This window comes from Scytonema sp. NUACC21 (genome assembly GCF_054684315.1).
In genome coordinates this window covers 63,303-87,364 of record NZ_BAAFZH010000079.1, presented here as the reverse complement: position 1 = coordinate 87,364, position 24,062 = coordinate 63,303, and the positions used below count along the sequence as shown (strand labels likewise).

The 24,062-nt window shown below is 43.2% G+C and carries 20 protein-coding genes and 2 pseudogenes; 10 read left to right on the top strand and 12 right to left on the bottom strand.

Annotated elements, in window-relative coordinates; translation table 11 throughout:
• Positions 1 to 91 precede the first annotated feature (91 nt).
• Positions 92 to 1,438: a magnesium transporter gene (gene mgtE, locus ACYRY3_RS17520; RefSeq protein ID WP_460202927.1), complete on the bottom strand. Its 1,347-nt coding sequence runs from the start codon at positions 1,436 to 1,438 to the stop codon at positions 92 to 94.
• Between the two features lie 1,261 nt (positions 1,439 to 2,699).
• A complete protein-coding gene (locus tag ACYRY3_RS17515) occupies positions 2,700 to 2,834 on the bottom strand; it encodes a hypothetical protein (protein ID WP_460202896.1) in 135 nt (44 codons plus the stop codon).
• Positions 2,835 to 3,205: 371 nt separating this feature from the next.
• Here ACYRY3_RS17515 and glgP point away from each other — a divergent pair, with 371 nt between their 5' ends.
• Positions 3,206 to 5,410, top strand: a complete 2,205-nt coding sequence (glgP, locus tag ACYRY3_RS17510; protein ID WP_460202895.1) for an alpha-glucan family phosphorylase — start codon at positions 3,206 to 3,208, stop codon at positions 5,408 to 5,410.
• A 20-nt stretch (positions 5,411 to 5,430) separates the two neighbouring features.
• On the opposite strand, the gene ACYRY3_RS17505 is transcribed toward glgP, so the two are convergent.
• Together ACYRY3_RS17505 and ACYRY3_RS17500 are read right to left on the bottom strand one after the other, a co-directional pair.
• A complete protein-coding gene (locus ACYRY3_RS17505) occupies positions 5,431 to 6,171 on the bottom strand; it encodes a DUF429 domain-containing protein (RefSeq protein WP_460202894.1) in 741 nt (246 codons plus the stop codon).
• A 169-nt stretch (positions 6,172 to 6,340) separates the two neighbouring features.
• Entirely contained in the window at positions 6,341 to 6,541 is a 201-nt protein-coding gene (locus tag ACYRY3_RS17500) for a hypothetical protein (RefSeq protein ID WP_460202893.1), read from the bottom strand.
• Positions 6,542 to 6,632: 91 nt separating this feature from the next.
• Between ACYRY3_RS17500 and pyk the strand changes: the two genes are divergently transcribed.
• Positions 6,633 to 8,063, top strand: coding sequence for a pyruvate kinase (gene pyk / locus ACYRY3_RS17495; RefSeq protein ID WP_460202892.1), 1,431 nt, complete (start codon positions 6,633 to 6,635; stop codon positions 8,061 to 8,063).
• 247 nt (positions 8,064 to 8,310) lie between these two features.
• Here pyk and ACYRY3_RS17490 read toward each other — a convergent pair whose 3' ends face one another.
• Both ACYRY3_RS17490 and ACYRY3_RS17485 read right to left on the bottom strand, forming a co-directional pair.
• Complete coding sequence (locus tag ACYRY3_RS17490) at positions 8,311 to 8,952, bottom strand: hypothetical protein (RefSeq protein WP_460202891.1); 642 nt, start codon at positions 8,950 to 8,952, stop codon at positions 8,311 to 8,313.
• 175 nt (positions 8,953 to 9,127) lie between these two features.
• Positions 9,128 to 9,352, bottom strand: a pseudogene (locus ACYRY3_RS17485) (serine hydrolase); the annotation flags it as partial.
• Positions 9,353 to 9,615: 263 nt separating this feature from the next.
• Here ACYRY3_RS17485 and ACYRY3_RS17480 point away from each other — a divergent pair.
• Complete coding sequence (locus tag ACYRY3_RS17480) at positions 9,616 to 9,789, top strand: hypothetical protein (RefSeq protein ID WP_460202890.1); 174 nt, start codon at positions 9,616 to 9,618, stop codon at positions 9,787 to 9,789.
• A gap of 160 nt (positions 9,790 to 9,949) precedes the next feature.
• Here the strand turns inward: ACYRY3_RS17480 and ACYRY3_RS17475 are convergent, their stop codons facing one another.
• Positions 9,950 to 10,783, bottom strand: a complete 834-nt coding sequence (locus tag ACYRY3_RS17475; RefSeq protein WP_460202889.1) for a CAP domain-containing protein — start codon at positions 10,781 to 10,783, stop codon at positions 9,950 to 9,952.
• A gap of 612 nt (positions 10,784 to 11,395) precedes the next feature.
• On the opposite strand from ACYRY3_RS17475, the gene ACYRY3_RS17470 reads away from it, so the two are divergent.
• Positions 11,396 to 13,033: a peroxidase family protein gene (locus ACYRY3_RS17470; protein WP_460202888.1), complete on the top strand. Its 1,638-nt coding sequence runs from the start codon at positions 11,396 to 11,398 to the stop codon at positions 13,031 to 13,033.
• A gap of 174 nt (positions 13,034 to 13,207) precedes the next feature.
• On the opposite strand, the gene ACYRY3_RS17465 is transcribed toward ACYRY3_RS17470, so the two are convergent.
• The 3 genes and pseudogenes from ACYRY3_RS17465 to ACYRY3_RS17455 form a co-directional block, all read right to left on the bottom strand.
• On the bottom strand, positions 13,208 to 13,480 hold the full coding sequence (locus tag ACYRY3_RS17465) for a GlsB/YeaQ/YmgE family stress response membrane protein (RefSeq protein ID WP_460202887.1): 273 nt from the start codon (positions 13,478 to 13,480) through the stop codon (positions 13,208 to 13,210).
• Between the two features lie 366 nt (positions 13,481 to 13,846).
• A complete protein-coding gene (locus ACYRY3_RS17460; RefSeq protein WP_460202886.1) occupies positions 13,847 to 14,878 on the bottom strand; it encodes a diacylglycerol/lipid kinase family protein in 1,032 nt (343 codons plus the stop codon).
• A 5-nt stretch (positions 14,879 to 14,883) separates the two neighbouring features.
• Positions 14,884 to 15,708: pseudogene (locus ACYRY3_RS17455) on the bottom strand (sensor histidine kinase); the annotation flags it as partial.
• A gap of 2 nt (positions 15,709 to 15,710) precedes the next feature.
• Between ACYRY3_RS17455 and ACYRY3_RS17450 the strand changes: the two are divergent.
• Together ACYRY3_RS17450 and ACYRY3_RS17445 are read left to right on the top strand one after the other, a co-directional pair.
• Positions 15,711 to 15,851, top strand: a complete 141-nt coding sequence (locus ACYRY3_RS17450) for a hypothetical protein (RefSeq protein ID WP_460202885.1) — start codon at positions 15,711 to 15,713, stop codon at positions 15,849 to 15,851.
• A 179-nt stretch (positions 15,852 to 16,030) separates the two neighbouring features.
• Positions 16,031 to 17,074: a 1-acyl-sn-glycerol-3-phosphate acyltransferase gene (locus ACYRY3_RS17445; RefSeq protein ID WP_460202884.1), complete on the top strand. Its 1,044-nt coding sequence runs from the start codon at positions 16,031 to 16,033 to the stop codon at positions 17,072 to 17,074.
• A gap of 15 nt (positions 17,075 to 17,089) precedes the next feature.
• Here the strand turns inward: ACYRY3_RS17445 and ACYRY3_RS17440 are convergent, their stop codons facing one another.
• Both ACYRY3_RS17440 and rppA read right to left on the bottom strand, forming a co-directional pair.
• Positions 17,090 to 17,326: a hypothetical protein gene (locus ACYRY3_RS17440; RefSeq protein ID WP_460202883.1), complete on the bottom strand. Its 237-nt coding sequence runs from the start codon at positions 17,324 to 17,326 to the stop codon at positions 17,090 to 17,092.
• A 35-nt stretch (positions 17,327 to 17,361) separates the two neighbouring features.
• A complete protein-coding gene (gene rppA, locus ACYRY3_RS17435; RefSeq protein WP_460202882.1) occupies positions 17,362 to 18,063 on the bottom strand; it encodes a two-component system response regulator RppA in 702 nt (233 codons plus the stop codon).
• Positions 18,064 to 18,138: 75 nt separating this feature from the next.
• Between rppA and hisG the strand changes: the two genes are divergently transcribed.
• The 4 genes from hisG (at position 18,139) to ACYRY3_RS17415 (ending at position 23,967) form a co-directional block, all read left to right on the top strand.
• A complete protein-coding gene (hisG, locus tag ACYRY3_RS17430; protein WP_460202881.1) occupies positions 18,139 to 18,789 on the top strand; it encodes an ATP phosphoribosyltransferase in 651 nt (216 codons plus the stop codon).
• A gap of 78 nt (positions 18,790 to 18,867) precedes the next feature.
• Positions 18,868 to 20,148: an FG-GAP repeat protein gene (locus ACYRY3_RS17425; protein WP_460202880.1), complete on the top strand. Its 1,281-nt coding sequence runs from the start codon at positions 18,868 to 18,870 to the stop codon at positions 20,146 to 20,148.
• A gap of 430 nt (positions 20,149 to 20,578) precedes the next feature.
• Entirely contained in the window at positions 20,579 to 23,527 is a 2,949-nt protein-coding gene (locus tag ACYRY3_RS17420) for a PAS domain S-box protein (protein ID WP_460202879.1), read from the top strand.
• The gene (locus ACYRY3_RS17415) at positions 23,524 to 23,967 is read left to right on the top strand and encodes a response regulator (RefSeq protein ID WP_460202878.1); all 444 of its coding nucleotides are present in this window, start codon (positions 23,524 to 23,526) and stop codon (positions 23,965 to 23,967) included. Before ACYRY3_RS17420 ends, ACYRY3_RS17415 begins: the two co-directional genes overlap by 4 nt.
• Positions 23,968 to 24,062: the final 95 nt, after the last annotated feature.

Here is a 24,062-nt window from a genome sequence, read left to right as displayed (position 1 = left end):
AACAAAGGTGGGCAGTGCCCACCCTACAACCTAGCAATTGAATGATGGTGGGCAGTGCCCTACCTACAAACTACAACCCAATTTACAACAGTTATTTGAAGAGATGGAGGGCGAAGGAAATCATCGATAGGAACGTAAAAAACCCTAATGCATCTAAGGTTGTGGTCATTAACGGACCACTTATTAAGGCGGGATCTAGGTTTATTCGTTTCAAACCCATTGGTAACAATGTTCCTAAGGTAGCAGCAAGCAAGACGTTCACAATCATCACCGTTCCAGCGACTACCGATACCCAACGTTCTTGGGGAGGTGACCAAATTAGGGAGAGTGTCCCAAGGGCTAGACCTAATGCGATCGCTGTACCCGCACCTGCCATAATCTCTTTGCGGAGAAGTGGAATTGTGTCCTTTGGTGTCACCTCACCTACACCAAGACCTCGAACCGTCACGGATACAACTTGGAAAGCGACGTTGCCACTACTATTGGCCAAAATTGGCATGATAATTGCCAACACCGGCACTTGAGAAATGACTGCCTGAAAGGGCGAAATGGCACTAGCGGCACCAATGTACAAGATTATATTTGCCAATAGCCAAGGCAAGCGCTTGCGAATGGTCACGTGGGGTGGCGACAAAGCACCTTCATCACCGCCACTCACACCTGCCAATTTTTGAATGTCTTCTGTGGCTTCTTCCTCCAAAATGTCTATGACATCATCAATCGTGACAATTCCGACGAGTCGTTCTTCTCGGTCTACCACGGGTATGGCAATCAGGTCATACCGCTTCATGATTCGAGCGACTTGTCCCTGAGACATTTCCGTTTTGACTCTGACAACGCGATCGCTAGCAATATCGCGTATCAAGACATCGGGGAAGGTAAACAGCAATTGTCGCAGCGAGACCACACTCACCAGCTTGCGGTTATCGTCTGTCACATAAGCGTAGTAGATTGTCTCTTTGTCTTTGTCTTGAAGGCGGATTTTGCTTAGGGCTTCCCCGACAGTCAATCCTTCTCGCAAGCGCACGTATTCCGTGGTCATCACCCTTCCTGCGGTGCCTTCGGGGTAACCCAAAATTGTTGCCGTTGCCTGACGCTGTTCTGGGCTAAGTGTTTGCAACAGCCGTTTGACAACTCCGGCTGGCAGTTCATCAAACAATTCCGCCCGTTCATCAGGGCTCATTGCCTCTACAATCTGGGCGACCTGAATGTCATGCAGGTAGTTAATCAGGTCTTCCTGTACCTCTGGCGGTAAATATTCAAATACGTCGATCGCTTGGCGTTTGTTGAGTAGGCGGAACGCGATCGCCCTTTGTTTCTTGGGCAATTGTGCGATGTAGTCTCCCGCATCAACAGGCTGCAGACCGTTCAAATCCAGCTTCAACTGGTTGAGGTCTGCAATGTCAATTACTGAATTGCGAATATCCTCGGTGAGCATCATAAAACCTCCTAATGCCTCCCCCGCGCTGGGAGACAATCTCGCCAGCTCAGAGGAGGTTGGTACTGCCGTCTTGTGGACTCTGGTCCATAAATCCTTAGAAAATCAACATCGATTACCAATCAATGGCATCGCTAAGTCATAATACTAACCCGGAATGGTGTAATCCGGTAGATGCTTAAAGTCAGTATAGGGAACTTGTGATATTTCACTCAACTGAACTTATCGCCCTGATGCCGGTTGATTTGAGTAGATTCTACTACTGTCACTATCTATGTCAAGCCCATCCGTGAATTTCTTTGGCAAACGTTTAATGTTAAAATCCTTACAAATCCTCAAGTAGCCTTTGTTTTGAAATAAAAATAAAGATTGTGTAATCATACGGAACTCCATGACGTTCGTTGAGAAAATAGGGAAAATGCCTGACATATATCAGCCCTACAAACTGGCTTAAAACGACGATTTGTATTGTAAAGCCGCATGAGAGAGCTAGCCTGAAGGAAGCACGTCGTCAGCAAAGACCAAGCCCGCTAAAAGCATTCAATCGCGATCCCCATCAACAGGCATCTGATTTGGGTAAGGTTTTTGCCTACGCCTTAAGTGAGTACAGCAGGTGCTATTGACTGTTCATTGTTCGCCGATTTTGTCAATCTGCTGTAGTTTTTACCAGCAGCTTTGAAGGTTTTTTGTTGATGTGAATCCTTCAATACTACAGCTGCTAATCTTAGAATTAAAGCTTTTGGAAAGACCTCACTACCAATTAAAATCAATTATAATATTACCCTAGTTGAGGTGCAATTGTGATTTTTTTCACCCATGTAAGTCTTACAACTACAATTGAATTATCAACTCCCATTTAAATTAACTCGGTTGTGGGTAGGAGCCAACTCATTTTTAACACCTTCAGGTAATGCTCAATCTTTTCCGGACAATTCAAAACCTAAATTTTTATCTGTTCGCCAAACATGATGCATTTTGCCATATTAGTTACCACAAAACATGACATAAACCTTTGCGTTCGAGAGTTTAACTAATAAGACAGAGAAACCCCCTAAGCTTTTCGCTCTCGGGGGGTGCGCGAGGAGGAATATTTATTTAATTTTATAGGTTAGTGGATAATGTGGGCAAGTTTACGTAAGATCTCTCGCTTATAGCAGTCAGAATACACTTAAGTCAACCCGCCCGTACAGTGGTTAGTGAATAATGGCTTTTCCATCCTGTGAAAATTTTATATGCAACTCTCTACAATTTACAACTGAATTTATGCAACACTTCTCTTGAGAGAGCCATCAGCATATAACTCTAGTGGAACCAGTTCGGTTTTGCCATTGACTTTCACTTGGGTATAAACGACTTTAACCAGTGGAGATTGATTTTGATTATAGCGGAGAGACATACTACACTTCCTTTATATGTATTTGGTTGATTATTAGCTCTTTTCGACTGGGAATCAATTTGGCTTGTTCCTAAGAACAGGGGCTACTTACTTAATAATTTTGTCCTGATATATAGATAACAGACTCAGTATAAAGATAAAGATAAAGTAGGCGGCTTGCTGATTAAGATTTGAAAAAAACTTGAATTTAGAGTATATTCTTCTCAATCACAGAAAAGCGAACGCCTGCTAGTAGGAGATTAGTAAATTAGCCCTGACTAAAAACTGCCCGGTCAAACATATCTTTTAGATCTCCTGTTTGGTCTTGGCTGAACATGATTAACTTCACAGCCTAATGGTGCTGTTCCGCAAATCCTGGATAAGAACCACGTATGAAAACAGCTGCTCAACTGCAAACTCGCCTTGATTGTTATTATCAACAAATCAAGACAATTATCCTTGGTCGTCAGAACCCAATTACTGGTTTGCTACCAGCGAGTACAGCGATAACTGCCCACGGTGATTATACTGATGCCTGGGTACGTGATAACGTTTACAGTATTCTGGCTGTCTGGGGGTTAGCGCTAGCCTACCGAAAGGTTGATGATAACAACGGAAGAACTTACGAGTTAGAGCACAGTGTCGTCAAGCTAATGCGGGGATTGCTGTTTGCAATGATGCGTCAAAGTGCTAAAGTAGAGAAATTCAAGCACACTCAATCGCCGTTAGACGCTTTACACGCCAAATACAACACTGCTACTGGTGACATTGTTGTAGGTGACGATGAATGGGGGCATTTGATCGGTGGTGTCCGAATGCTCAAAGCGCTTGGGTATAATGTCACTGCTTACCATATGAATGAAGGTCATGCGGCTTTCTCTGCTTTGGAACGTATCCGCATCCTGATTCAGGAAGAAGGATTGAGTTATGTCGAAGCAAAACAAGTAGTAGCTTCTAGTAATATCTTTACTACCCACACACCAGTACCTGCGGGAATTGACTTGTTTTCTCCAGATAAAGTTTTGTACTATCTGGGATACTACGCAGATATTTTTGGTTTAAATAAAGAGCAATTTTTAGCCTTGGGACGAGAAAATCCCGGTGATTTATCTACACCTTTTAGTATGGCAGTGCTGGCATTGAAAATGGCAACATTTTCAAACGGTGTGGCACAACTGCATGGTGTGGTTTCAAGGCAAATGTTCAAAGGGTTGTGGCAAAACGTCCCCGTTGAGGAAGTCCCAATCTCTGCCATTACAAATGGTGTCCATGCCCGTAGTTGTGTGGCTAAATCAACTCAAGAACTGTACGATCGCTACTTAGGTCCAAGCTGGTCATCCGTACCAAGCGATCACCCTCTATGGGAAAGAATGGACGCGATCCCCGAGGAGGAGTTGTGGCGCAATCACGAACGCTGTCGCTTGGACATGGTTATGTACGTCAGGGACCGTTTGGTGAAGCATTTGCAAGATCGCGGTGCTTCTCCTGTAGAAATTGCCCAAGCACAAGAAGTTCTTGACCCGAAAGTACTTACCATTGGCTTTGCCCGTCGCTTTGCCACCTACAAACGCGCCACCCTCTGGATGCGGGATGTTGAGCGGATTAAGCAAATTTTGTTGGGCAATAAAAACCGCAAAGTTCAATTCGTGATTTCTGGTAAGGCACACCCCAAAGATATTCCAGGTAAAGAACTTATCCGCGAAATCAATCGCTTCATCCGCGAACAAGGCTTGGAAAAGCAAATCGTATTTGTTCCCAACTACGATATCTATATCTCTAGATTGATGGTTGCGGGTTGCGATATATGGTTAAATACACCACGTCGTCCTCGAGAAGCTTCTGGTACAAGCGGTATGAAGGCAGCAATGAACGGTTTGCCGAACTTGAGCGTACTAGATGGTTGGTGGGATGAAGCTAATTATGTCCGAACAGGTTGGGCGATCGGACACGGGGAAATGTATGACGATCCCACTTACCAAGACCAGATAGAAGCAAACGCGTTGTACGACATTCTGGAGAAGGAAGTCGTGCCTCTGTTCTATGACAGAGATGTGGATGGCTTGCCCCGTCACTGGATTGCTAAAATGAAAGATGCAATTCGGTTGAACTGCCCATTCTTTAACACGGCACGGATGGTGCGCGAATATGCAGAACGGGCTTATTTTCCCGCAAGCGATCGCTACCATACTCTGACTGCCAATGAATACGCCCCAGCGAAAGAATTAGCTACTTGGAAAGAAAATCTGACAGCACACTGGAACGATATAAAAATCAAGGATATTAACATATCTTCTGATTCAGATATTGAGGTTAACCAGACTGTTAGCGTCAAAGCGGTCGTTGATTTAGCAACTTTGACCGACAAAGATGTGCGGTTGGAACTTTACCAAGGAGCTATTGACGCCAACGGCGAGATTGTCAACGGTGTGCCTGTGGTGATGGATTATCAAGGGGAAAATCAGGACGGGCTAAGTATTTACACGGCTGATATTATCTATACAACCTCTGGTTTGCAAGGCTTGTCTTTGCGAGTGTTGCCATATCACAAATACCTTTCTGGACCTTATGAACCAAGGTTGATTCTTTGGGCACAGTAAACCAGTAAAAAGTTAACTTTTTACTCTTGACTTTTTGACGGGATGACAATGTAGCCAGTCGTGCAATCGCCAAGTACTAGGTTGCGTTGTTCACCCCAATACCACCAGTAAGCAGCGACATAAGCACAGATGAGACTATCCAATTTGTCTTCTGCTTCTTTGAGAACTGTACCTGTGGTAGGAATTTCGGGAAGAACAAAACGCACCAGGTGTTGAGGGCACAGAGGAGGATGAAAAGAGGGTAGAAGATCTGTAATATAGTTGTAGAGTTTGATAAGTTCTAAGCGACGCTCGTTGAGGCGTCCTTTTTTATACTTAAGTATGCGTTCTAAATTAAAGAGGTGAACTATTGCTGGATGGGGAAAGACTTCTATTTGATATTTCCCTGGGTGTTGGGGTTCTATGGTTGGGGCGTGGGCAAAACCACGAGATTCTAGTTCCAAGCCAAATTTTACTGTACGTTCTGCAAAAGGTAAGCCGAGATTGGCTGGATAGCATCCTGCATGATATTTACCAAAGTATTTGTGAGTCAGTTTATCGGGTAAACGGCTTCCTGTGGTGTTGGGGATCAGGGTGGGTGCATCTACGGCGATGATAGCGGGTTCATGCGGTTTTACACAGGTATCAATCCAATGGAGAATATCTATAATAGGTTCTTTGCGGTCTAAATCTATTATTTGCAGTTTTCCATCTATGAGTTCTAAGTAACATAAGCCACTGGGTTGAGATTTCCAACCTAAGTCGATTCCGAGAAATTTCATGTGACATCTCCGGGAGCGTGGAAATTGTGTGTCTGGGGGTTGATGCTTTCGGAGATAATTTGTAAACCAATGGTTTACAGGTGAGCGCTCTTAAAGCTGTAACCACAAGATAATAACATCGATCGCGGCGGCTGAGATGTGTGTCAATTTCATGTTCAAAGATGCTAGGCTATAGGAGAGCTTGGATATTCCCAGAGCCAAAACGTAGGATGCGGTTCGGTGCCACATGAGTCAAAAGAGCCGAATCACCGCAACTTAGCTGCGCTCTTATTGTAGAGGAGGAGCGATCGCCCTTTGGTCTCAACTCTACCTTAAAGTAGCATCGACCCTGGTGTAAAGTAAAGTACACTTGTAAAAATAGTTTGGGCATCGCTTGAGTTCTGTTGAGACTGATGTAAACCAGCGTTTAAAACTGCGTTTTAGCGTTTCATCACAGTTCTTTACAAATTGCTACTAAATATATGCAGCCATTAACACGTCAAACTAAGGTTGTTGCAACCGTAAATCCTGCTAGTTCACGAGAGACAATCGCGGGCATGATAAAAGCTGGGATGAACGTAGCCCGCCTAAATTTTTCTCATGGAAGTTATGACGAGTGTGCTCAAACAATTGCTCATATCCGCTCAATTGCAGAGGAACTGGACACTCCAATAACTTTACTGCAAGATCTGCAAAGACAAAAGATTCAGATTAGTCAAGTTCCAGAGAATGGCATTCTTTTCACAGAAGGGGAATTTCTTACCCTAGTACCTATTACCAAGTTCGTGAATCAACCTGATACTGTAGCTGTTGACTATCCCTACCTTGCAAAAGAAGTACAACTCGGAAACCCAGTTATTCTTGATGATGGGCTTTTGGAACTTAAGGTAGAGGAGATACAATTAGATGCTGTGCGGTGTAAAATCATTCGGGGAGGAATTCTTAAAATTCCTAAAGACGCAAATCTTCCTAATATAGATCTGCAGTTACCTTTTCTGAGCAATAAAAAGAGTCAAGATTTAGACTTTGGTTTATCTCAGGAGGTTGATTACATTGCTGTGAGTTTTGTTCGCGCTGAAGATGTTCGGGCTTTAAAAAATTTACTACAGCAAAAAGGTGCAGCCAATACACCTGTAGTTGCCAAAATTGAAAAACCCTACGCGATCGCCAACCTAGAAGAGATACTGGATGAATGCGATGCAGTGATGATAGCACCGAGCAATTTAGGTGTAGGGGTGTCTCAAGAAAAACTTCCTCTACTACAAAAACGCATTATTGGACTGTGTAACCATAAGGGAATCCCGGTCATTAGTACAATACAAATGCCAGAAAGCACGATCCATAATGCTCACTCGACTGTTGCAGAAACTAGTGATATTGCCAACGCCATTACGGATGGTACTGATGCAGTCATGCTTTCAAGTGAATCAGCGGTAGGGGAGGTTTCTGTCGAAGGCGTACAAATGCTTGTAAAAATTGCAACAGAAACAGAATCAGAAATAGAGTTTCTTAACAATCCACCTGCAAAAACTGATGTCACCCATGCGTTAAGTGTGGGTCTCAATGCGATTTGTAAAGTTCTACCCCCCCGCTACATTGTTACATTTACAAGTAGCGGTTACACAGCCCGGTTAGCAGCTGGAGAGCGTCCAAAAGTACCCATTATTGCCCTTACACCCAACCCCAAAGTTTACCGCAGTTTAAACCTCATTTGGGGAGTTCGACCAGTTTTGCTAGACCGCGAAGTTGAGACTTTTGAAGAATTGACAACACAAGTTGAGGAAATTTTGCTCAAACGCAGTTGGGCTGAAACAGATGATAAAATTCTCATTATGGCAGGTATTCCTACCAAGCATACACAAGGAACAAATTTTCTTAAAATTCACACAATTACAACGACCAGTGAGCAGTGACCCCTGTTATGGCTCGTTATAATTGGCAAGCTTTTAAATTTTTCACCGACAGTTGTAAGACCTAGAAAAACCCCGCTTCAGAATTTGATAGCGGGGGAACCAAGGTATCTACAATTATTTATCGGTCTGAGAAATACAATTTTATGCAACCTTATGATTTTTTTTGGCATTGCTTACTTCCTTCTCGTTCAGGTTATCCACTGGTAATTCCAAACTCAGAGATGGTCAAAGCAGTCCAGATTAAAAGTTATGGCCAAGATGAAGGTACGTAACTCGTGCTCACACCATTTTTAGTACGGCAAAGAGGTGGCTTAGTTGCATCTGGAAGTGAAGCAACTGTATAACTTGTCGAATTAACGGTAAAACTTGCAGGTAAAACTCGGTCTTTAGCAGGGCGCAAAATCCCAAAACCACAGGCGTTTACAGTAATTGTTTTTTTTGTAGGTTGGAGTAACTCAACTGCAACTGCAGCATTTGGAGTCTTTCCAACAATGATAACTTCATTATTAGGAGTTTTAAAGTTTGTCCTTCTTGCCTCTGCAAAAGAGCCATTTCTACAAGCAGGAAATGTTTGTTGAGTCAGAGTTGCAACATGAATTGGTTTCCCGTCAACTTTTAGTCCCATGAAGTTGTTACTTGATAGTGGGCGGATTTTTACCTCTCCGCAAGCTCCAACTATACGTGCTCTGACTTTTGGTACGTTACCTAAATTGACTTCAATTTTGCTTCCTGGTGTTGCACTAAAAACAACTATTGTCTTGCTCTTTTCAGTTGCTTTATAGACTTTATTGCTTCCATAAGGAATAGCAAAAGCATTCATAGGAATTAACAACGTACCCAGTATAGCGGTTGCTATTAATCCGAAATGAATTTGGGGGAACTTATTCATACCTCATCAAATAACTTTTCTATTCACCACTATTAATAGAAAGCCATATTTTTCAAAACAGTAAAGCTACTGAAAAATTTTATTTATTATGACTGGTTAAGCAATTCTATATTTTGTCAGAAGAATTACTGTAGGGTGGGCACTGCCCACCATTGTTTAATTGGTAATCAAGCCCCTAAGGCACTGCCCTTACCACGGCTGAGGCAATTTCAGACATCACTTTTTCGCGCTCTTCTACAGAAGCTTTTGAACCAGCTATGAAGACAGCGATCGCAAAGCGCTTCCCGTTTGGCGAACTCACTATGCCAACGTCATTTGTAGCAGTACCTATCCCAAGAACATCAGGACCGCTACCAGTTTTATGTGCAATTGACCAATTCTGAGGCAGCCGCTTGAGTCGTTTTTCATCCCACCCCGTGCATGAAGTAGTATCTTGAAAATTTTTTGGATTTTCAAGATACTACTGGTGGGCTTTCAAACTTCCCACTATTTCTTGTAACAAAGCGGTAGAATTCGTCTCCCGCGTATTTAAGGTGTTGACATTTTCCTACACTACATGAAGCTGACATTTTGTTACAAAGACGAGAATTAGAGAAATTTACTATTGACTCTCAATGTTGTCTATACTATCTAGTATATCCGATGTTTTAGGAATTATGCATCATGCCTAGAATTAAATTTAAGCCGGATAACAAAGTAGCATATGACAAAGTACCTGTACAGTTTAAGGTAATGCCCGGAGTCAGAGATAAGTTAAGAGCCGTCCCTAATTGGCAGGAACGGTTAAGGGAGTATGTGAACCAACTAATTGAAGATAATGAGGATAACTGTGTCTAGGTTTGTCTAGAATTGAAGATTTTTGACTGGGAATTAGCTACCTAATGAGCCACTCACAAGGTTCCTGTGGTTTGTAGTTGCGCTATCCTCGTTTTAAAGCGCGGAAGCACAACTACAAACCAAACAAACTTAGGTGTAGTGGACTGCTAATTTAAAACGATTAAGCCAATGGTAGGTTAGCCCGGTCTACTTGTACAAACCAAATCTGCGTTTTCCAATCTCCCATTAGGCCCGGTTTGTCTGTAGGAAACAGTGGTAATGCTTCCAGGGATGTGGTAGCACCTATAAGCTCTTTGTCGGTATCGAGTTGAGACAGCTGAATTAATTCAGTGTTTCCACCTTGAGCGATCGCGAAAGTATCTAGTTGGCGAGCATCCTTTGGCGTGTTATTGCCCATACCAACTTCTAGCTGCCAATCACGATCTTGGTTAGCTATGATATCACCAATTGGTTCATCAGTTTCATAAGTAGATTGAGGTAATGGTTGAGCCGCAGATAAAACAGATACAGGTACAGGCTGAGAGTCAGATTCTGGGGCTAACCTCAAGTTGGATGCAACTGCTGAACTGGGTGTATTTTGTATCTTGCTTATGGGGTTCGTATCACCGCTGCCAAAATTCTGAACCCAGTATTTGTTATGGTAACCAACACCAATCTCTGTATAGTTGGGGTTGAGCATATTAGCTCGGTGTCCCGAACTGTTCATCCAGCCTTGAACAACTTGTTCTGGTGTTCTTTGACCTGCTGCTATGTTCTCTGCCATCATGAAGGCTTCGTAGCCAACTTCCTTTGCTCGGTCCCACGCTTGAGAGCCATCTGGTCCTGTATGACTTAGGACACCACGTTCTGCCATCTCTTGAGCGTATGTATCAGCAACATAATTTAGTTCGGCATTTGCTTTCAGAGGTTTTAGACCTTTTTTGGCTCGTTCTTGGTTGGTCAGTTGAAAGACCTTTTGTTCAAATGACAAGCTGGTCGTGTTTGTTAATGCCATGAATCCGTCCTCTCAACGATTTGTTCGCATGGATTCAGCAGGGATAACAATTCTGCTGCAACTTTTGGTAGAAGCAAACCTGAAGAGGTGAGGGACAACAGTTCACTGAAGAACCATCGCCCTCATCGTTGGACAGTGTACCATAATTCATTAGAGAAAGCTTATTCTATTGCCCGTTGAGTCCTCCTGCATCAATATGCATAATTGTTAAATCTTAGTGAGTTTTTTTGATATCCAGCTAAACTGTATCATCATTCCTTTTGTATGGGGGCGAGCACTCAGAACTACTATAAGTAAGCAAAACGGACAATTAGAGATTGTTGAAAAGTACCCTAAAAGGTAATGCCAGAAAAGGGTGTCGTCTGCCACCTTAAAGAAAGGCAGTCGCCGTAGTGTTCCTGCCTAATTGACAGGTGCAAAAGCAAAAGTACAAGGGAGGGAGCCAGCACATCGTCTTGACACTGCATTTTCAGACAAAGATAGCTGAGTGCGTGAGTTGAATTGACGGACAACTATAAAAAACACGGGAGTTTGTAAAACTCAGGCAATATAACGAATCCGATCTGCAAAGCTTTGTAAGAAAAAACTAGAGATATAAATAAGGAGAAGAGAATGCAAAGTATTCCCTTTCAATTTAGTCATGGCGGTTATATAAAGGAAAATGTTGTAGCAAGATCCGGGAACCCACGAGCGATCGATGTAGAGACAGATTTTGATTACCTCTTTTCAGATTTGGCGAGAGATCCAAACAGCCTACTCCCAGCAAAGAACACCAAAGATGTGATTGCAAAACTTAAAACCTTGGGCGATGCAATGATCGACGCTACAGATGACAAAGAGTCTCCTGCACAAGCAACGATCAACTCAAAGGTTGCTCCCGTGTACACCTACTGGGGACAATTCATCGACCACGACATTACAGCCAACACCGATCGCTCTGCCGAAACAGACCTAAGCACTGACATTACCAAAGATGATTTTACACCTGTATCACCCGATGTAGTCATCAATAAACTTAAGAACCTGCGCCGACCTGTCTTCGATCTTGATAGTGTTTATGGCGATGGACCAACCCTAGACCCTTCCAATCCAACTGAAGCAGGAGGATTGGGGCTGTATCAGGAAAATGACCCAGTTAAACTAAAAATTGGTAAAGTAACTGATACTAGAGCTGGAGCCCCAATCCCACCAGAAAACGATTTGATGCGCGATTTACCGCGTGATGGGAACAAGATAGCTCTTATCGGTGACAGTCGCAATGACGAGAATTTGATTGTAGCTCAGCTCCACCTTGCCTTTTTGCGGTTCCATAATGCAGTTGTGGATTGGGTGCGGGCTAACGAACCTGAGAACGCCCAAGATAAGCAAACTCTGTTTAATCGGGCGCAACAGTTAGTTCGTTGGCACTACCAATGGCTGGTTATTAACGATTTTCTCAAAACATTAACTGTGAAGGGGACAGTAGACAGCATCCTCACTAATGGGTTGAAATTTTACAAACTCCGGAACGGAAAACTCTTCATGCCTCTTGAATTCTCCGTTGCAGCTTACCGTTTTGGACACAGTATGGTACGTGGTTTTTATGACCACAACCGCAATTTTACAGTTAGAAGCTCGAATATTCCAGGCATACCACTTGCGAATGCAACATTTAATTTCCTCTTCCGGTTTACAGGCAAAGGCGGTTTAGGTGGAAATGACACCCTTCCTTTCAACTGGGTTATTGAGTGGAACCGTTTTGTTGACAAAGGTAGAGCTTCTATAAGAGGGTTAAATGCTGCTCGAAGGATTGACACGCGTCTTGCCTTTCCTTTGTCGGATATGGCGAATGAATCTCCAGATGTTAATAGCCTTCTCAGACACCTTGCCAAGCGGAACTTACTGCGCGGTTATTTCCTAAGCATTCCAACTGGACAAAGTCTAGCGGATAAGTTGGGTGTCAAAAGAATGACAGCCGAAGAGCTTCAACGGCGCAATTCAGCAAAGTTGAATAATGCCCTTGCACCTTTCCTGGATAAAACTCCAGCATGGTATTACATCCTTAAGGAATCTGAAATTCGTGCCAACGGTGACTCTCTAGGTGAAGTCGGTAGCCGTATCGTTGCTGAAACCTTCATTGGTCTGATAAGAAACGACGAGTTTTCCTACCTCAACCAGGATTGGGACCCTTCCCTAGGTGTTAGGCTGCCCAATGGGAAAGAAATTCGCGAGATTGGCGACTTGCTGAAATTTGCCGGGGTGATGCCTTAGTAACCAATCATATCGCTCGCCAATAACGAGTCGGCGAATTAATGTTAAATACATAGGGGTGGCACAATAGCAACCACCCCTACTTTTTTGTATAAATTCAGGGATAAATAAATGAAACTGTTCCCTGAGCTTTATTATAAATTGTCTAAAATTAACTGAGTGTAAGTTAACTGCTTACACAGCGCTTCTACGGGTTAACAAATTCCACACGAAAACTGCAATAATTGCGCCAACAACTGCTAGTGCAATACCGGGAATACTGAGAGTGGGAGCCGCTAGGGCAAAAGTTCCCGTTGCAAAGTACATTCCCAAACTACCGCCTATGAGAGCACCGATTATTCCTAACAAAATTGTTCCCAGAATTCCACCGCCTTGATGGCCGGGATAGATAGCTTTAGCGATCGCGCCAGCAATAAGACCTAAAACAACCCAAGCAAGAATATTCATGGTTCTTAAATTGGTAAACTCTTTTTTTCTTTGATAATGTCAGAATAACAATTGCAATATCGATATCCAATCTGCCATCAGAACTAATTACGAGAGAGTCTTTAGGAATACTTTAATAACACTCTCTCTTAAGATATATGCCCTTCTTTATACAAAGAAAAGATTAAAAAAAGCTCCTAGTTAGGTCTAAGACTAGGGGCTTACAAATTCATTGCTTGGTAATTGCAGTATATGCATTTTTCATGACCTTTATCCTCTACTTGAGGAGTTAAACTAAGTTTACAATTCCGTATTTTCTTAACACAATGTAACAGAATTTTCAGGATAAAATAATGTTAAGGAGTGAACTTAATTTGCTGCTATTTTCTATTCATCTACCCTTTTCTGTGAATCAACTGGAAGCACGATAGGCGGATTGGGGTCATCTTGAAGTTGATATGCAGGCGTATCAGCATCTGGAAGAAACACTTTCAGTGCCTGTTTCACGACTTTGAAGGTAACTGGGAGTTCACCAATTGGATGCCCATCAATATGAACGGGTAACTTGGCTTTTGAGGTGAGGGTAGCCCTTGCCACCTGATAAGACTCAATTCTAGGGTTGTAGTGGTACTGTCCTCGACTAATTGACCAAAAATGGCGCATCAGCTCCCACTTACTAAACTGTCGGTAAATGGTTACTGTCAGCAAACTGTCCTCAACACTTGCATTTGGCGCAATCATAAATCCAGCACCATAAAAGGGTGCATTTGCAATGACTACTAGCAGGGCTTTCAACTGAAATTTATTGCGCTGCGCTATCTTTCGCTTCAAAAAGCGTCGGCTTGGCAATGGGTGAGTTAGTGCTTCTCCAATGGGACGATCTAATTCAATCGTAAGTTGTTGAGGTTGGTAACCCATTGCTAACCGAAAAGCTTGAAACATCCGTCCCCATCTTCCACCTTTTATTTCTTCACCGAGAGGAAATAGAGTTGCATCAAGTCCCACCCCAGCTGCTTCAAAAAAATAGTGCTCATCATTCGCCTGCCCAACATCAATACTTCTAATCTGCCCCTTGCCTAAGACTTGACAGGCTTGGGTAAGATCCATTGGTAAATTCAGTGTCCGAGCAATGTTATTATAGGTGCCAATTGGCAAAATTCCTAGGGGAATAGGAGCATGAAGCAATCCCTTAGCCACTTCGCTGACCGTACCATCACCACCGCCCACAATGACCATATCATAATAACCTTCTTCAACCACTCTTTTGGCAATGAGGGCAGGAGACTCATCCGGCTTGGTAAATGCTAGGTCAGCTCGAATGCCTTCTGCTTCCAATGCCGCAAAAATGTCTGGCAACTTTAGGGGATTGGGTTCATCAGTTCCAGACACCGGATTCATAATCAGACGTGCATGTTTCATATTAGCTAACCACAGTTTGGAATTTCAATCACAAATTCTGTACCTTCTCCAAATACTGAACGAGAATATAGCTTTCCTCCATGTTTGTCTACTACAATTTTGTAACTGATAAACAGTCCAAGCCCTGTACCTTTACCTACTGGTTTAGTGGTGAAAAAAGGGTCAAACAGCTTTGCATGAATCTCATCAGGAATACCAGTTCCATTGTCGGTAATGCGAATTGAAACCCAGTTTTCAGCGATCGCTTCAGTACAAATAAGAATTTGGGGGTTTGTCTTTTGTCTTTTGTCTTTTGTCCTTTGTTCTTTGTTTTCTTCAAATGACCAATGACCCATAACAATTGACTCTTCCAGGGCATCAATTGCATTGGCTAGAATATTCATAAAAACTTGATTGAGTTGGCTGGGATAACATTTAACTGGTGGCAGTGGATTATACTCTTTGACAACGTTTATTTCTGGACGTTCGTGTGTTGGTTTTAATCGGTGGTACAATATCAACAATGTACTATCAATTCCTTCATGGATATCCACTTCTTTGATTTCAGCCTCATCTAAGCGAGAAAAGCTACGAAGAGACTTAACAATTGCCTGAATTCTTGTTGTTCCTATCATCATAGATTTGATGACTTTAGGCAAATCTTGTTTCAAGAAGTCCAAATCCATTACTTCAATTTCTGATTGGATTTCTTGTGGAGTATTGGGAAAGCACTGCTGATAAATTTGCACCAAATTCAATAAGTTGTGAGTATATTCTTGAGCATGAATAAGATTTCCGTGTACAAAGTTAACAGGGTTATTAATTTCATGAGCAATCGTCATAACAGTTTGCCATGACAAACTTTTCAGCAACTGCTTGGACTTCTGTGGTTAAAGGTTCCCACTTGTCCCAAGATAATCGCATCTGCCCAGACGATGTCTTTTTGTTCTTTCCCTTCAACACTTTAGGCAGTAGCTTACTTCCCCAGCCATAGCTTTTTTCAGGTTTAAGCTGAGGTTTGTACTTCTTACACAACTCTGCCATTAATGCCCTAATACCTCTTAGAGAAGTTTGGTAATGCAAAATTTAGTTCTGGCGTAGGATGCCAGTCACAAGAGTATAAAGCTAGGATAGAAACTCAATCCAGTCCTTGTTTGAACTTGCTCAGTTGTTGTGATTCACCAACACTCGGAAACTATCCTTAACGGTCAATTTGAAACAACCTTAGATGAGGGCTATCAATTTAGCTGGTTTGATTGGTTTTGCCTGTGGTACCCTCCCGGTTGGTTAATCTTGTTTAACCGCCACTGGCAACACTATCATGCAGATCCAGATGGTTGGAATTGGCTGGAATACATCTTGTTTTTGATTCCTGGCGGATTCTACATAGCAATTTTGATTCGTTGGTTGCGTCTTGGCTGTCGTTCTCCCCAACCAGAGACAGGAGAATTCGATTCCAATTACCAGCAAGCGTTTCAAAATGAAATTCTTGCCCCCATTGCTAAGTACTATTTTCGTGGAGAGTTGAAACAAATTGAAAATTTGCCCCAAACAGGACCAATGATTGTGGCAATGAATCATGCAGGAATGTGTTTTCCGTGGGATATTATCACTTTAGGTTACCTTTTGAGTGAAGCACGAGGATGGGTAGTACAACCATTAGCAGGTGTATCTTTATTCGATCATACTTGGGTTAATTGGTGGCTACCGCCGGGATGGTCAAAGATTTTAGGTGCTGTAAGAGCAGAGTTAGATGATTTTGAAGCTGCAATAAAAGAGCGTAAAAGTCTCCTATACGCACCAGAAGGTTTACGTGGACCAAGGAAAGGTTGGGCAAAACGCTATCAATTGGAAACCTTCGATTTAAGTTTTATTCGGTTGAGCCAGCGCTATCAAATTCCTATATTACCTATCGTTTGCATTGGGAATGAAAATCTACACCCTTGGACATTTAATATTAGAAGGTTGCAAAGATTGTTAAATATGCCATTTTTGCCTCTATCACCTTTGATGCCGATATTTATTCTCTTTCCATCAATGGGAGTTTGGGCAATGAAAAGCCGATTGCATTATTTTATTCAACCTTTGTATACGGTAAATGGAGATGGCGATAAAACAGAGCGATCGCTAGCTTATCAAAAAGCACAAGAATTCAAGGAAATGCTACAAGGTCAAATTAACAACTTGTCAAATCGCGATCGCACTGCCCTAAAATAATTCATCAATTTTCCTTTAAAGGTCATGTACGTAGGTTGGGGAGCCACTGCGTTGTGGGGGTTCCCCCCATTGAAGCAAGTGGCGTTTGGGGAACGAAACCCAACATTTAAAGTATGAAGTATTAAGGATGAAGGATAAAGCTTGCAGCAGCCATCTGCCGCTATGCTGTAGCGAAGCTATCGCCAAACCAAAACAATCCACACCTGTATAAAATATAGCATTGAAGTTTCGTGCCTGAGGGCGAACAACCATTCGTGTCCTTCCTGAGGGCGAACAACCGTTCGCCCCTACTCTCCACTTCCAGGTGCAATAGTTCCAAAACGGTATCCTTTGCCGTAAACCGTGTAAATGAGAGGAGTTTCCCCAGGTAGCTCGATTTTACGCCGTAACAAACGAATTAAAGCTGCAATCACATTGCTGCTAGGTGGTTCGCTATCTTTCCACAGATGTTGCAGAATTTGCCCGTGAGTCAGCAGTTGCCCGGTGTTTTCCATAAAGTATTGTAGAAGTTGGCTTTCTTTTTCCGACAGTTCGATAACTCGTCCTTGGCGATAAGCAACTTGATTTTCGCCATCCAGTTCTAAATCAGCCACTATTAACTTTTGAGTGGTTGCACTATAAGATTGTGAACCAGAACGACGTAATAAAGCACGGACTCGTGCTAGCAACTCCCGTAATTCAAAGGGTTTGACTAAATAATCGTCCGCCCCAGCATCTAAACCTTGTACTCGGTCATCTAGAGTATCCTTTGCTGTCAGAAACAAAACCGGTGTAGTTTTACCTTGAAGTCGCAATTCCTGACAAATCTCCAACCCTGTTTTTCCTGGTAGCATCCAATCCAAAATCAGCAAATCATAACTGCCATCTTGTGCTAATCGGCTACCACTGGTTCCGTCGTAAACCGCATCCACACTGTATCCCTCACGAGTTAACACGCGAGTCAGGGGGTCAGTTAATTCAATTTCATCATCAACTACCAAAATTCGCATGCTTGACTATCAGTATTCAGCTATCCGCTTTCAGCTATTATTATTTTGCTGACAGCTGACCGCTAATTGCTACTTATGCTTACTGTTGCACTGCAAAAAGGTGAACTTCTTAAAAATAGCATCCGCATGCTCCAGGATGTGGGATTGGACTTTAGTGCTTTTTTAGATTCAGGTAATCGTCAACTTCAGATTTTCGACGCTAGTGAAAAAGCGAAGGGGTTACTGGTACGGGCGCAAGATGTGCCTGTTTATGTAGAATACGGTCAGGCACAGTTGGGTATTGTGGGTTACGACGTGCTGCGGGAGAAAAAGCCGCAAGTGGCACACTTGGTTGATTTGCAGTTTGGACATTGTCGGATGTCGGTAGCAGTGAAACAGTCAAGCCCCTACCGTTCAGCGTTGGAGTTACCTCCTCACGGTCGCGTTGCTTCTAAGTATGTCAACTGTGCTCGGGAGTACTTTCACAGCTTGGATTTTCCTGTGGAAATTGTACCGTTATACGGTTCTGTGGAACTAGGCCCAATTACGGGGATGTCGGAGGCAATTGTCGATTTAGTTTCTACGGGGCGGACTTTGCGCGAGAATGGTTTGGTTGAGATTGCGACTCTGTATGAAAGTACGGCTAGGTTGATTGCCCATCCTTTGAGTTATCGTCTGAATACTGACAATTTACTTGAGTTGGTTGAAAAGTTGCGCTTGTCAGTTTTATCTACGATCTCCGTCTAGGGGATTAAGTAGCCCTGAACCAACTGCGTACATCAGGGCGAATAAAAATGTCTGCGTAGGCTTGACAAAAGTGCCGCTATGGCAAAATTATTCTATATCTTGGGAGCGATCGCTGCGGTTGCAGCCGTCATTGCCCTAATTGCCCCATCTCTAGCTCAAGCAAAATGGGTGGAGCAAGCTAAGATTGTCCCTGATAGCGAAGCCGCAAAAGTCCGCTTCGCTCAAGCAGTTGCGATTGATGGAGATACTGCTGTTATTGCAGTTCCTAACGAACCCGTGCCTCAAAGCCATCTGCGTCAATCTGCTGTCCGCGTTTACACTCGTACTGGAAACACTTGGGAGCTGCAAGCCAAACTGTTTGTTCCTGCAACCGAGGTCGGGAATGGCTATTTGAGTAACTTTGACTTTAATGTTGCCCTGGATGGCAATACCATTTTGGCGGCAAAAAGGTCACTTGTCAAAGACGAGCGAATTCTCCCAATCTACGTCTTTACTCGCTCCGGCAATACTTGGTCAGAACCAATTCAGTTGGCACTACCCCAACCACCTAAAACCGATATAAACATCCATGCTATAGTAATTGACGGAGATACGGCTGTTGCTGGGGTGGGAGCAGGAGGTACATTTTACATATTCCGCCGCCACCATACTACAGGCATTTGGTCTTATGAAGCCGAACTAAAAAGACCTAAACAATTCCGTAAATTTGGTCCTGATATCGTGATTCATAACAATACGATTGTTGTGGGCGGGGTAAATACTAGCGGAGCGGGTAGTGCTTACCTGTATGTTCGTAATTTAGATACAGGTGGTTGGTCTCAGGAGGCGGAATTAACTCCTGACTCCAAAAGAGATTTTGGCTACACAACCAATGTAGCCATCTCTGGCAATACAGTTGTAGTTGGCTTACCCGGAGAAAACAACAATCGAGGTGCCGTTTACCTGTACGAGCGCCACCCCGATACTGGCGAGTGGTTTCAACGGACTCGATTCGTGCCAAATGATGTACCCTGGTTTATGGCTTATGGCTTTGGCGGCAGTGTCGCCATTGATGGCGATACGATCGTTGTTGGCTCATCTCTCAAACATCTTTACTGCCCCGATTGGTTTCAGTTTGTTCAAAATAAAACAGCTGCTTATGTCATTGAACGCAACACTCAGACAGGTCGCTGGTTGCAGCCAGTCAAACTTTTACCTCAGGACTACGAGCAAGTCGCACGCGGCTATAGCAGCATAATGAGCATCTCAGGTGACCAAGTCATTGTTACGGCTCCGGCATGGAACAGCAATTTCGCCACCGACACTGTTTATATCTTTGGGCGAACCATAGGCACCAGGGAGTGCCTTCTCGCCAGCTGAGCTATTGCTAATACCTAATGCAGCATTCAAACTTGCAAGATTGTTATTATTTAAACGGTACTTCGTTATCCAAGCATCCTGACCATCTTCAACAGTTAAACCAGTTTAAAAGAAGCTCGATCTATTACATTAGTATCATTCTCCAAGCTCCTCTAAGTACAAAAGATAATTCGTAAGATGATGTGTTGCAACAAGTAGGAGAGTAGTTAGCTACAATTAGGTATTAATTTTTAAGTTTTACAACTTAAACTAAATATTTTAATATTAAGAATCATAATACTACTTCATATAAGTTAATAAAAATAGTGAAGAACACCCTTTAAAAGTGCTAAAACTTAAAAGATATTTCAAAATATAAAGAGGAGCCTCTCTCGCAAGTTATAGATAAAGCAAGCATTGAATGAATTTATAAAGATCTATTCAAAATTCTATGACAGTTCAAACAAATTATGACGAAATGGCGAGGCTCGAAGCCCTCCGCCAGTATCAAATTCTAGACACTGAACCTGAAGAAGCTTACGACAGTATTGCTCAGCTGGCTGCCTTTATTTGTAACGCTCCCATTGTATTGGTAAATTTTATTGATGAAAACCGTCAATGGTTCAAGGCAAAAATAGGTTTCGACTTAACAGAAGTGCCTCGTAGCGTAGGTTTGTCGTACCTGTGTCAAGACAAACGAGATGTGGTAATTGTACCCGATGCTCTTGCTGATGAGGAGTTAGCAAAGAATCCTGTAGTCACGTCTTATCCTCACGTGCGGTTTTATGCAGGATTTCCCTTAATGACTCCTAAGGGAGATATGGTGGGAACTCTTTGCGTTATCGATCGCGTTCCCAGGCAACTGAGCCAACAACAAGTGGATGCCCTCTGTGCCCTCAGCCGCCAAGTCATCGGTCAACTGGAACTCAGACGTAATTTAGCCAAGGTGTGCCGTTTTGCAGACGAACTCAAGCTGACACAGGAAAGATTGGCATACAGTGAAAACCTGCTCCGTACAATTATTCAATCAGAACCAGAATGTGTCAAGTTACTTGCTCAAGACGGGACATTGCTAGAGATGAATCCAGCGGGATTAGCAATGATTGAAGCTGATTCCCTCAACCAGATGCTGGGAAAGTGTATCTATCCTCTAGTCGCCCCCGAGCACCGTCAAGCATTTATTGACTTGACCGAGAGGGTTTTCCAAGGGGAATCAGGAAAACTGAAATTTGAAATTATTGGGCTTAAAGGTAACCGTTGTTGGTTGGAAACTCATGCTGTTCCCTTCCGCAATTCCGATGGAGATATTATTTCCCTGTTAGCAGTGACACGAGACATCACTCAAAGCAAACAAGCGGAAGAAGAACGTCAAAAACTCCTTGAACGAGAACAACTGGCGCGGGAGAGAAGTGAAGCGGCTCAACGTGAAGCAGAAGCAGCCCGCAACACAAGCATCAAAATACTGGAAAGTATTACTGATGCATTCTTTGCTGTAGACCAAGATTGGCGTTTCATTTACCTGAATCAGCAAGCAGAACGACTGTTACAAAAACAACGGGAAGCGTTACTCGGTCAGTGTATTTGGGATGAATTTTCCAAAGCTGTGAGTTCTGATTTCTACCGCGAGTTTCACACAGCAGTTGCACAGCAAGTAAGCGTTTCTTTTGAAGCATTTTATCCGCCATTAGATACATGGTTGGATGTCCGTGCTTATCCTACTACCGAGGGTTTGTCAGTCTATTTTCAAGATATTAGTCAGCGAAAGCGGGCTGAAATTGCTCTGCGAGAAAGTGAAGAGCGCTGGCAGTTAGCCCTACGTGGCAATAATGATGGTATTTGGGATTGGAACGTCAGGACGAATGAGGTGTTTTTCTCACCCCGTTGGAAGCAAATGCTGGGGTACAAAGACCACGAGATTGCCAACCATTTGGATGAATGGTCAAAACGAATTCATCCTGATGATTTGGAACGGGTCATGAAAATGATTTCGGATCACTTTGACAAAAAAGTACCGTTTTACATCAGCGAGCATCGGTTGCAGTGTAAAGACGGCTCCTACAAATGGATTTTGGATCGGGGTCAGGCACTTTGGGATGAGGGTGGGAATGTCCTGCGTGTGGTAGGTTCCCATACTGATATCACGGAACGGAAGCTAGCAGAAGAAGAATTAAAGCGTCAGAATCAGCGATCGCAACTTTTTGCCGAAATCACTCTGAAAATTCGCCAATCCTTGCACATTGAGGAAATTTTGAAAACCACTGTCAATGAAGTGCAAACGCTGTTGCACGCAGACAGAGCCCTTGTCTTCCGTCTTTGGGCAGAGGGTTCGGGGACTGTGGTCGAGGAAGCGGTTTTACCCGGTTTTCCTGTAGTGCTGGGCAAGAATCTTCATGACCCCTGCTTTGGGAAAGACTATCAAGAACCCTACCGTCTGGGAAGAGTGAGTGCGATCGCCAATATTGAAACAGCAGGCATCCAAGATTGCCACAGACAATTTTTGGCACAATTTGGTGTAAAATCTAACTTGGTCGTACCGATTATGCAACGAGACAACCTCTGGGGTTTGTTGATTGCCCATCAGTGCGATCGCCCGCGACATTGGAACAATCTAGAGATAGAGCTGTTGCAACAATTGGCAAACCAAATAGGTATTGCTCTGTCTCAAGCACAACTGTTGGAACAAGAAACCCGCCAACGTCAAGAACTAGCGCGTTCCAATGCCGAATTAGAACAATTTGCTTACGTAGCCTCTCACGATTTACAAGAGCCATTGCGAATGGTCACAAGTTATATGCAGCTTTTGGAGCGACGGTACAAAGATAAACTGGACGATCAAGCCCGTGAATTTATTGCCTATGCTGTAGATGGGTCGCGGCGCATGCAAAAACTTATTAATGATTTGTTGAGTTATTCCCGTGTCAGCACTCGCGGTCAGCCCTTCAAATTAGTTAATTGTAACTCTGTCGTCAAGAGCGCTCTGAGCAATCTCAAAATTGCCATCGAAGAAAGTGGTGCAGTGGTGACACAAGATTCTTTACCTGAAATTATGGGAGACCCCACACAACTCACCCAGTTATTTCAGAACCTAATTGGTAATGCCATCAAATTCCGCAGCGAACAACCACCGCAAATCCATATAAAAGTTGAACATATGGAAGATAACTGGCGATTTGCGGTGAGTGATAATGGAATTGGGATTGAAGCTCAGTATGCCGAGCGTATTTTTATTATTTTTCAGCGCTTGCATACCAGAGATAAGTATCCTGGTACTGGCATTGGGCTTGCCATATGTAAGAAAATTGTGGAACGCCACGGTGGAAACATCTGGGTTAAATCACAACCGCAACAAGGTACAACTTTCTTCTTTACTATTCCCGATAGCACAGGAAACCGATTGTGAATATTGACTCAATCACACCTATTGAGGTTTTGCTGATAGAAGATAACCCCGGTGATGTGCAGCTTACCCGGATAGCCTTAGAAGATAGCAAAATCTCCGTGAATCTCAATGTAGCACGCGATGGCGTAGAAGCTATGGCATTCCTGCGTAAGGAAGAAGAATATGCTGGTACGCCAAACCCTGATATTATCTTGCTCGATTTAAATTTACCCAGAAAAGATGGGCGAGAGGTGCTTGCAGAAATCAAAGCAGATAAAATTCTCAGACGAATTCCTGTTGTCGTTCTGACGACATCAGGGGCTGAAGAAGATGTTCTCAGAGCATACAACCTTTGTGCCAACTGTTATATTACCAAACCAGTTGATTTTGACCAATTTGTCAAAATAGTACATTCCATAGAAAGCTTTTGGTTTACTGTTGTCAAGCTGCCACCGGAGTAAAAAGAAAGGGGAATTAGAGGACACGGGGACATGGGAAGTGGAGGAAAATAGTTAAACCCACCCCTACTAATCACTCACCAATAACTAATAACAAA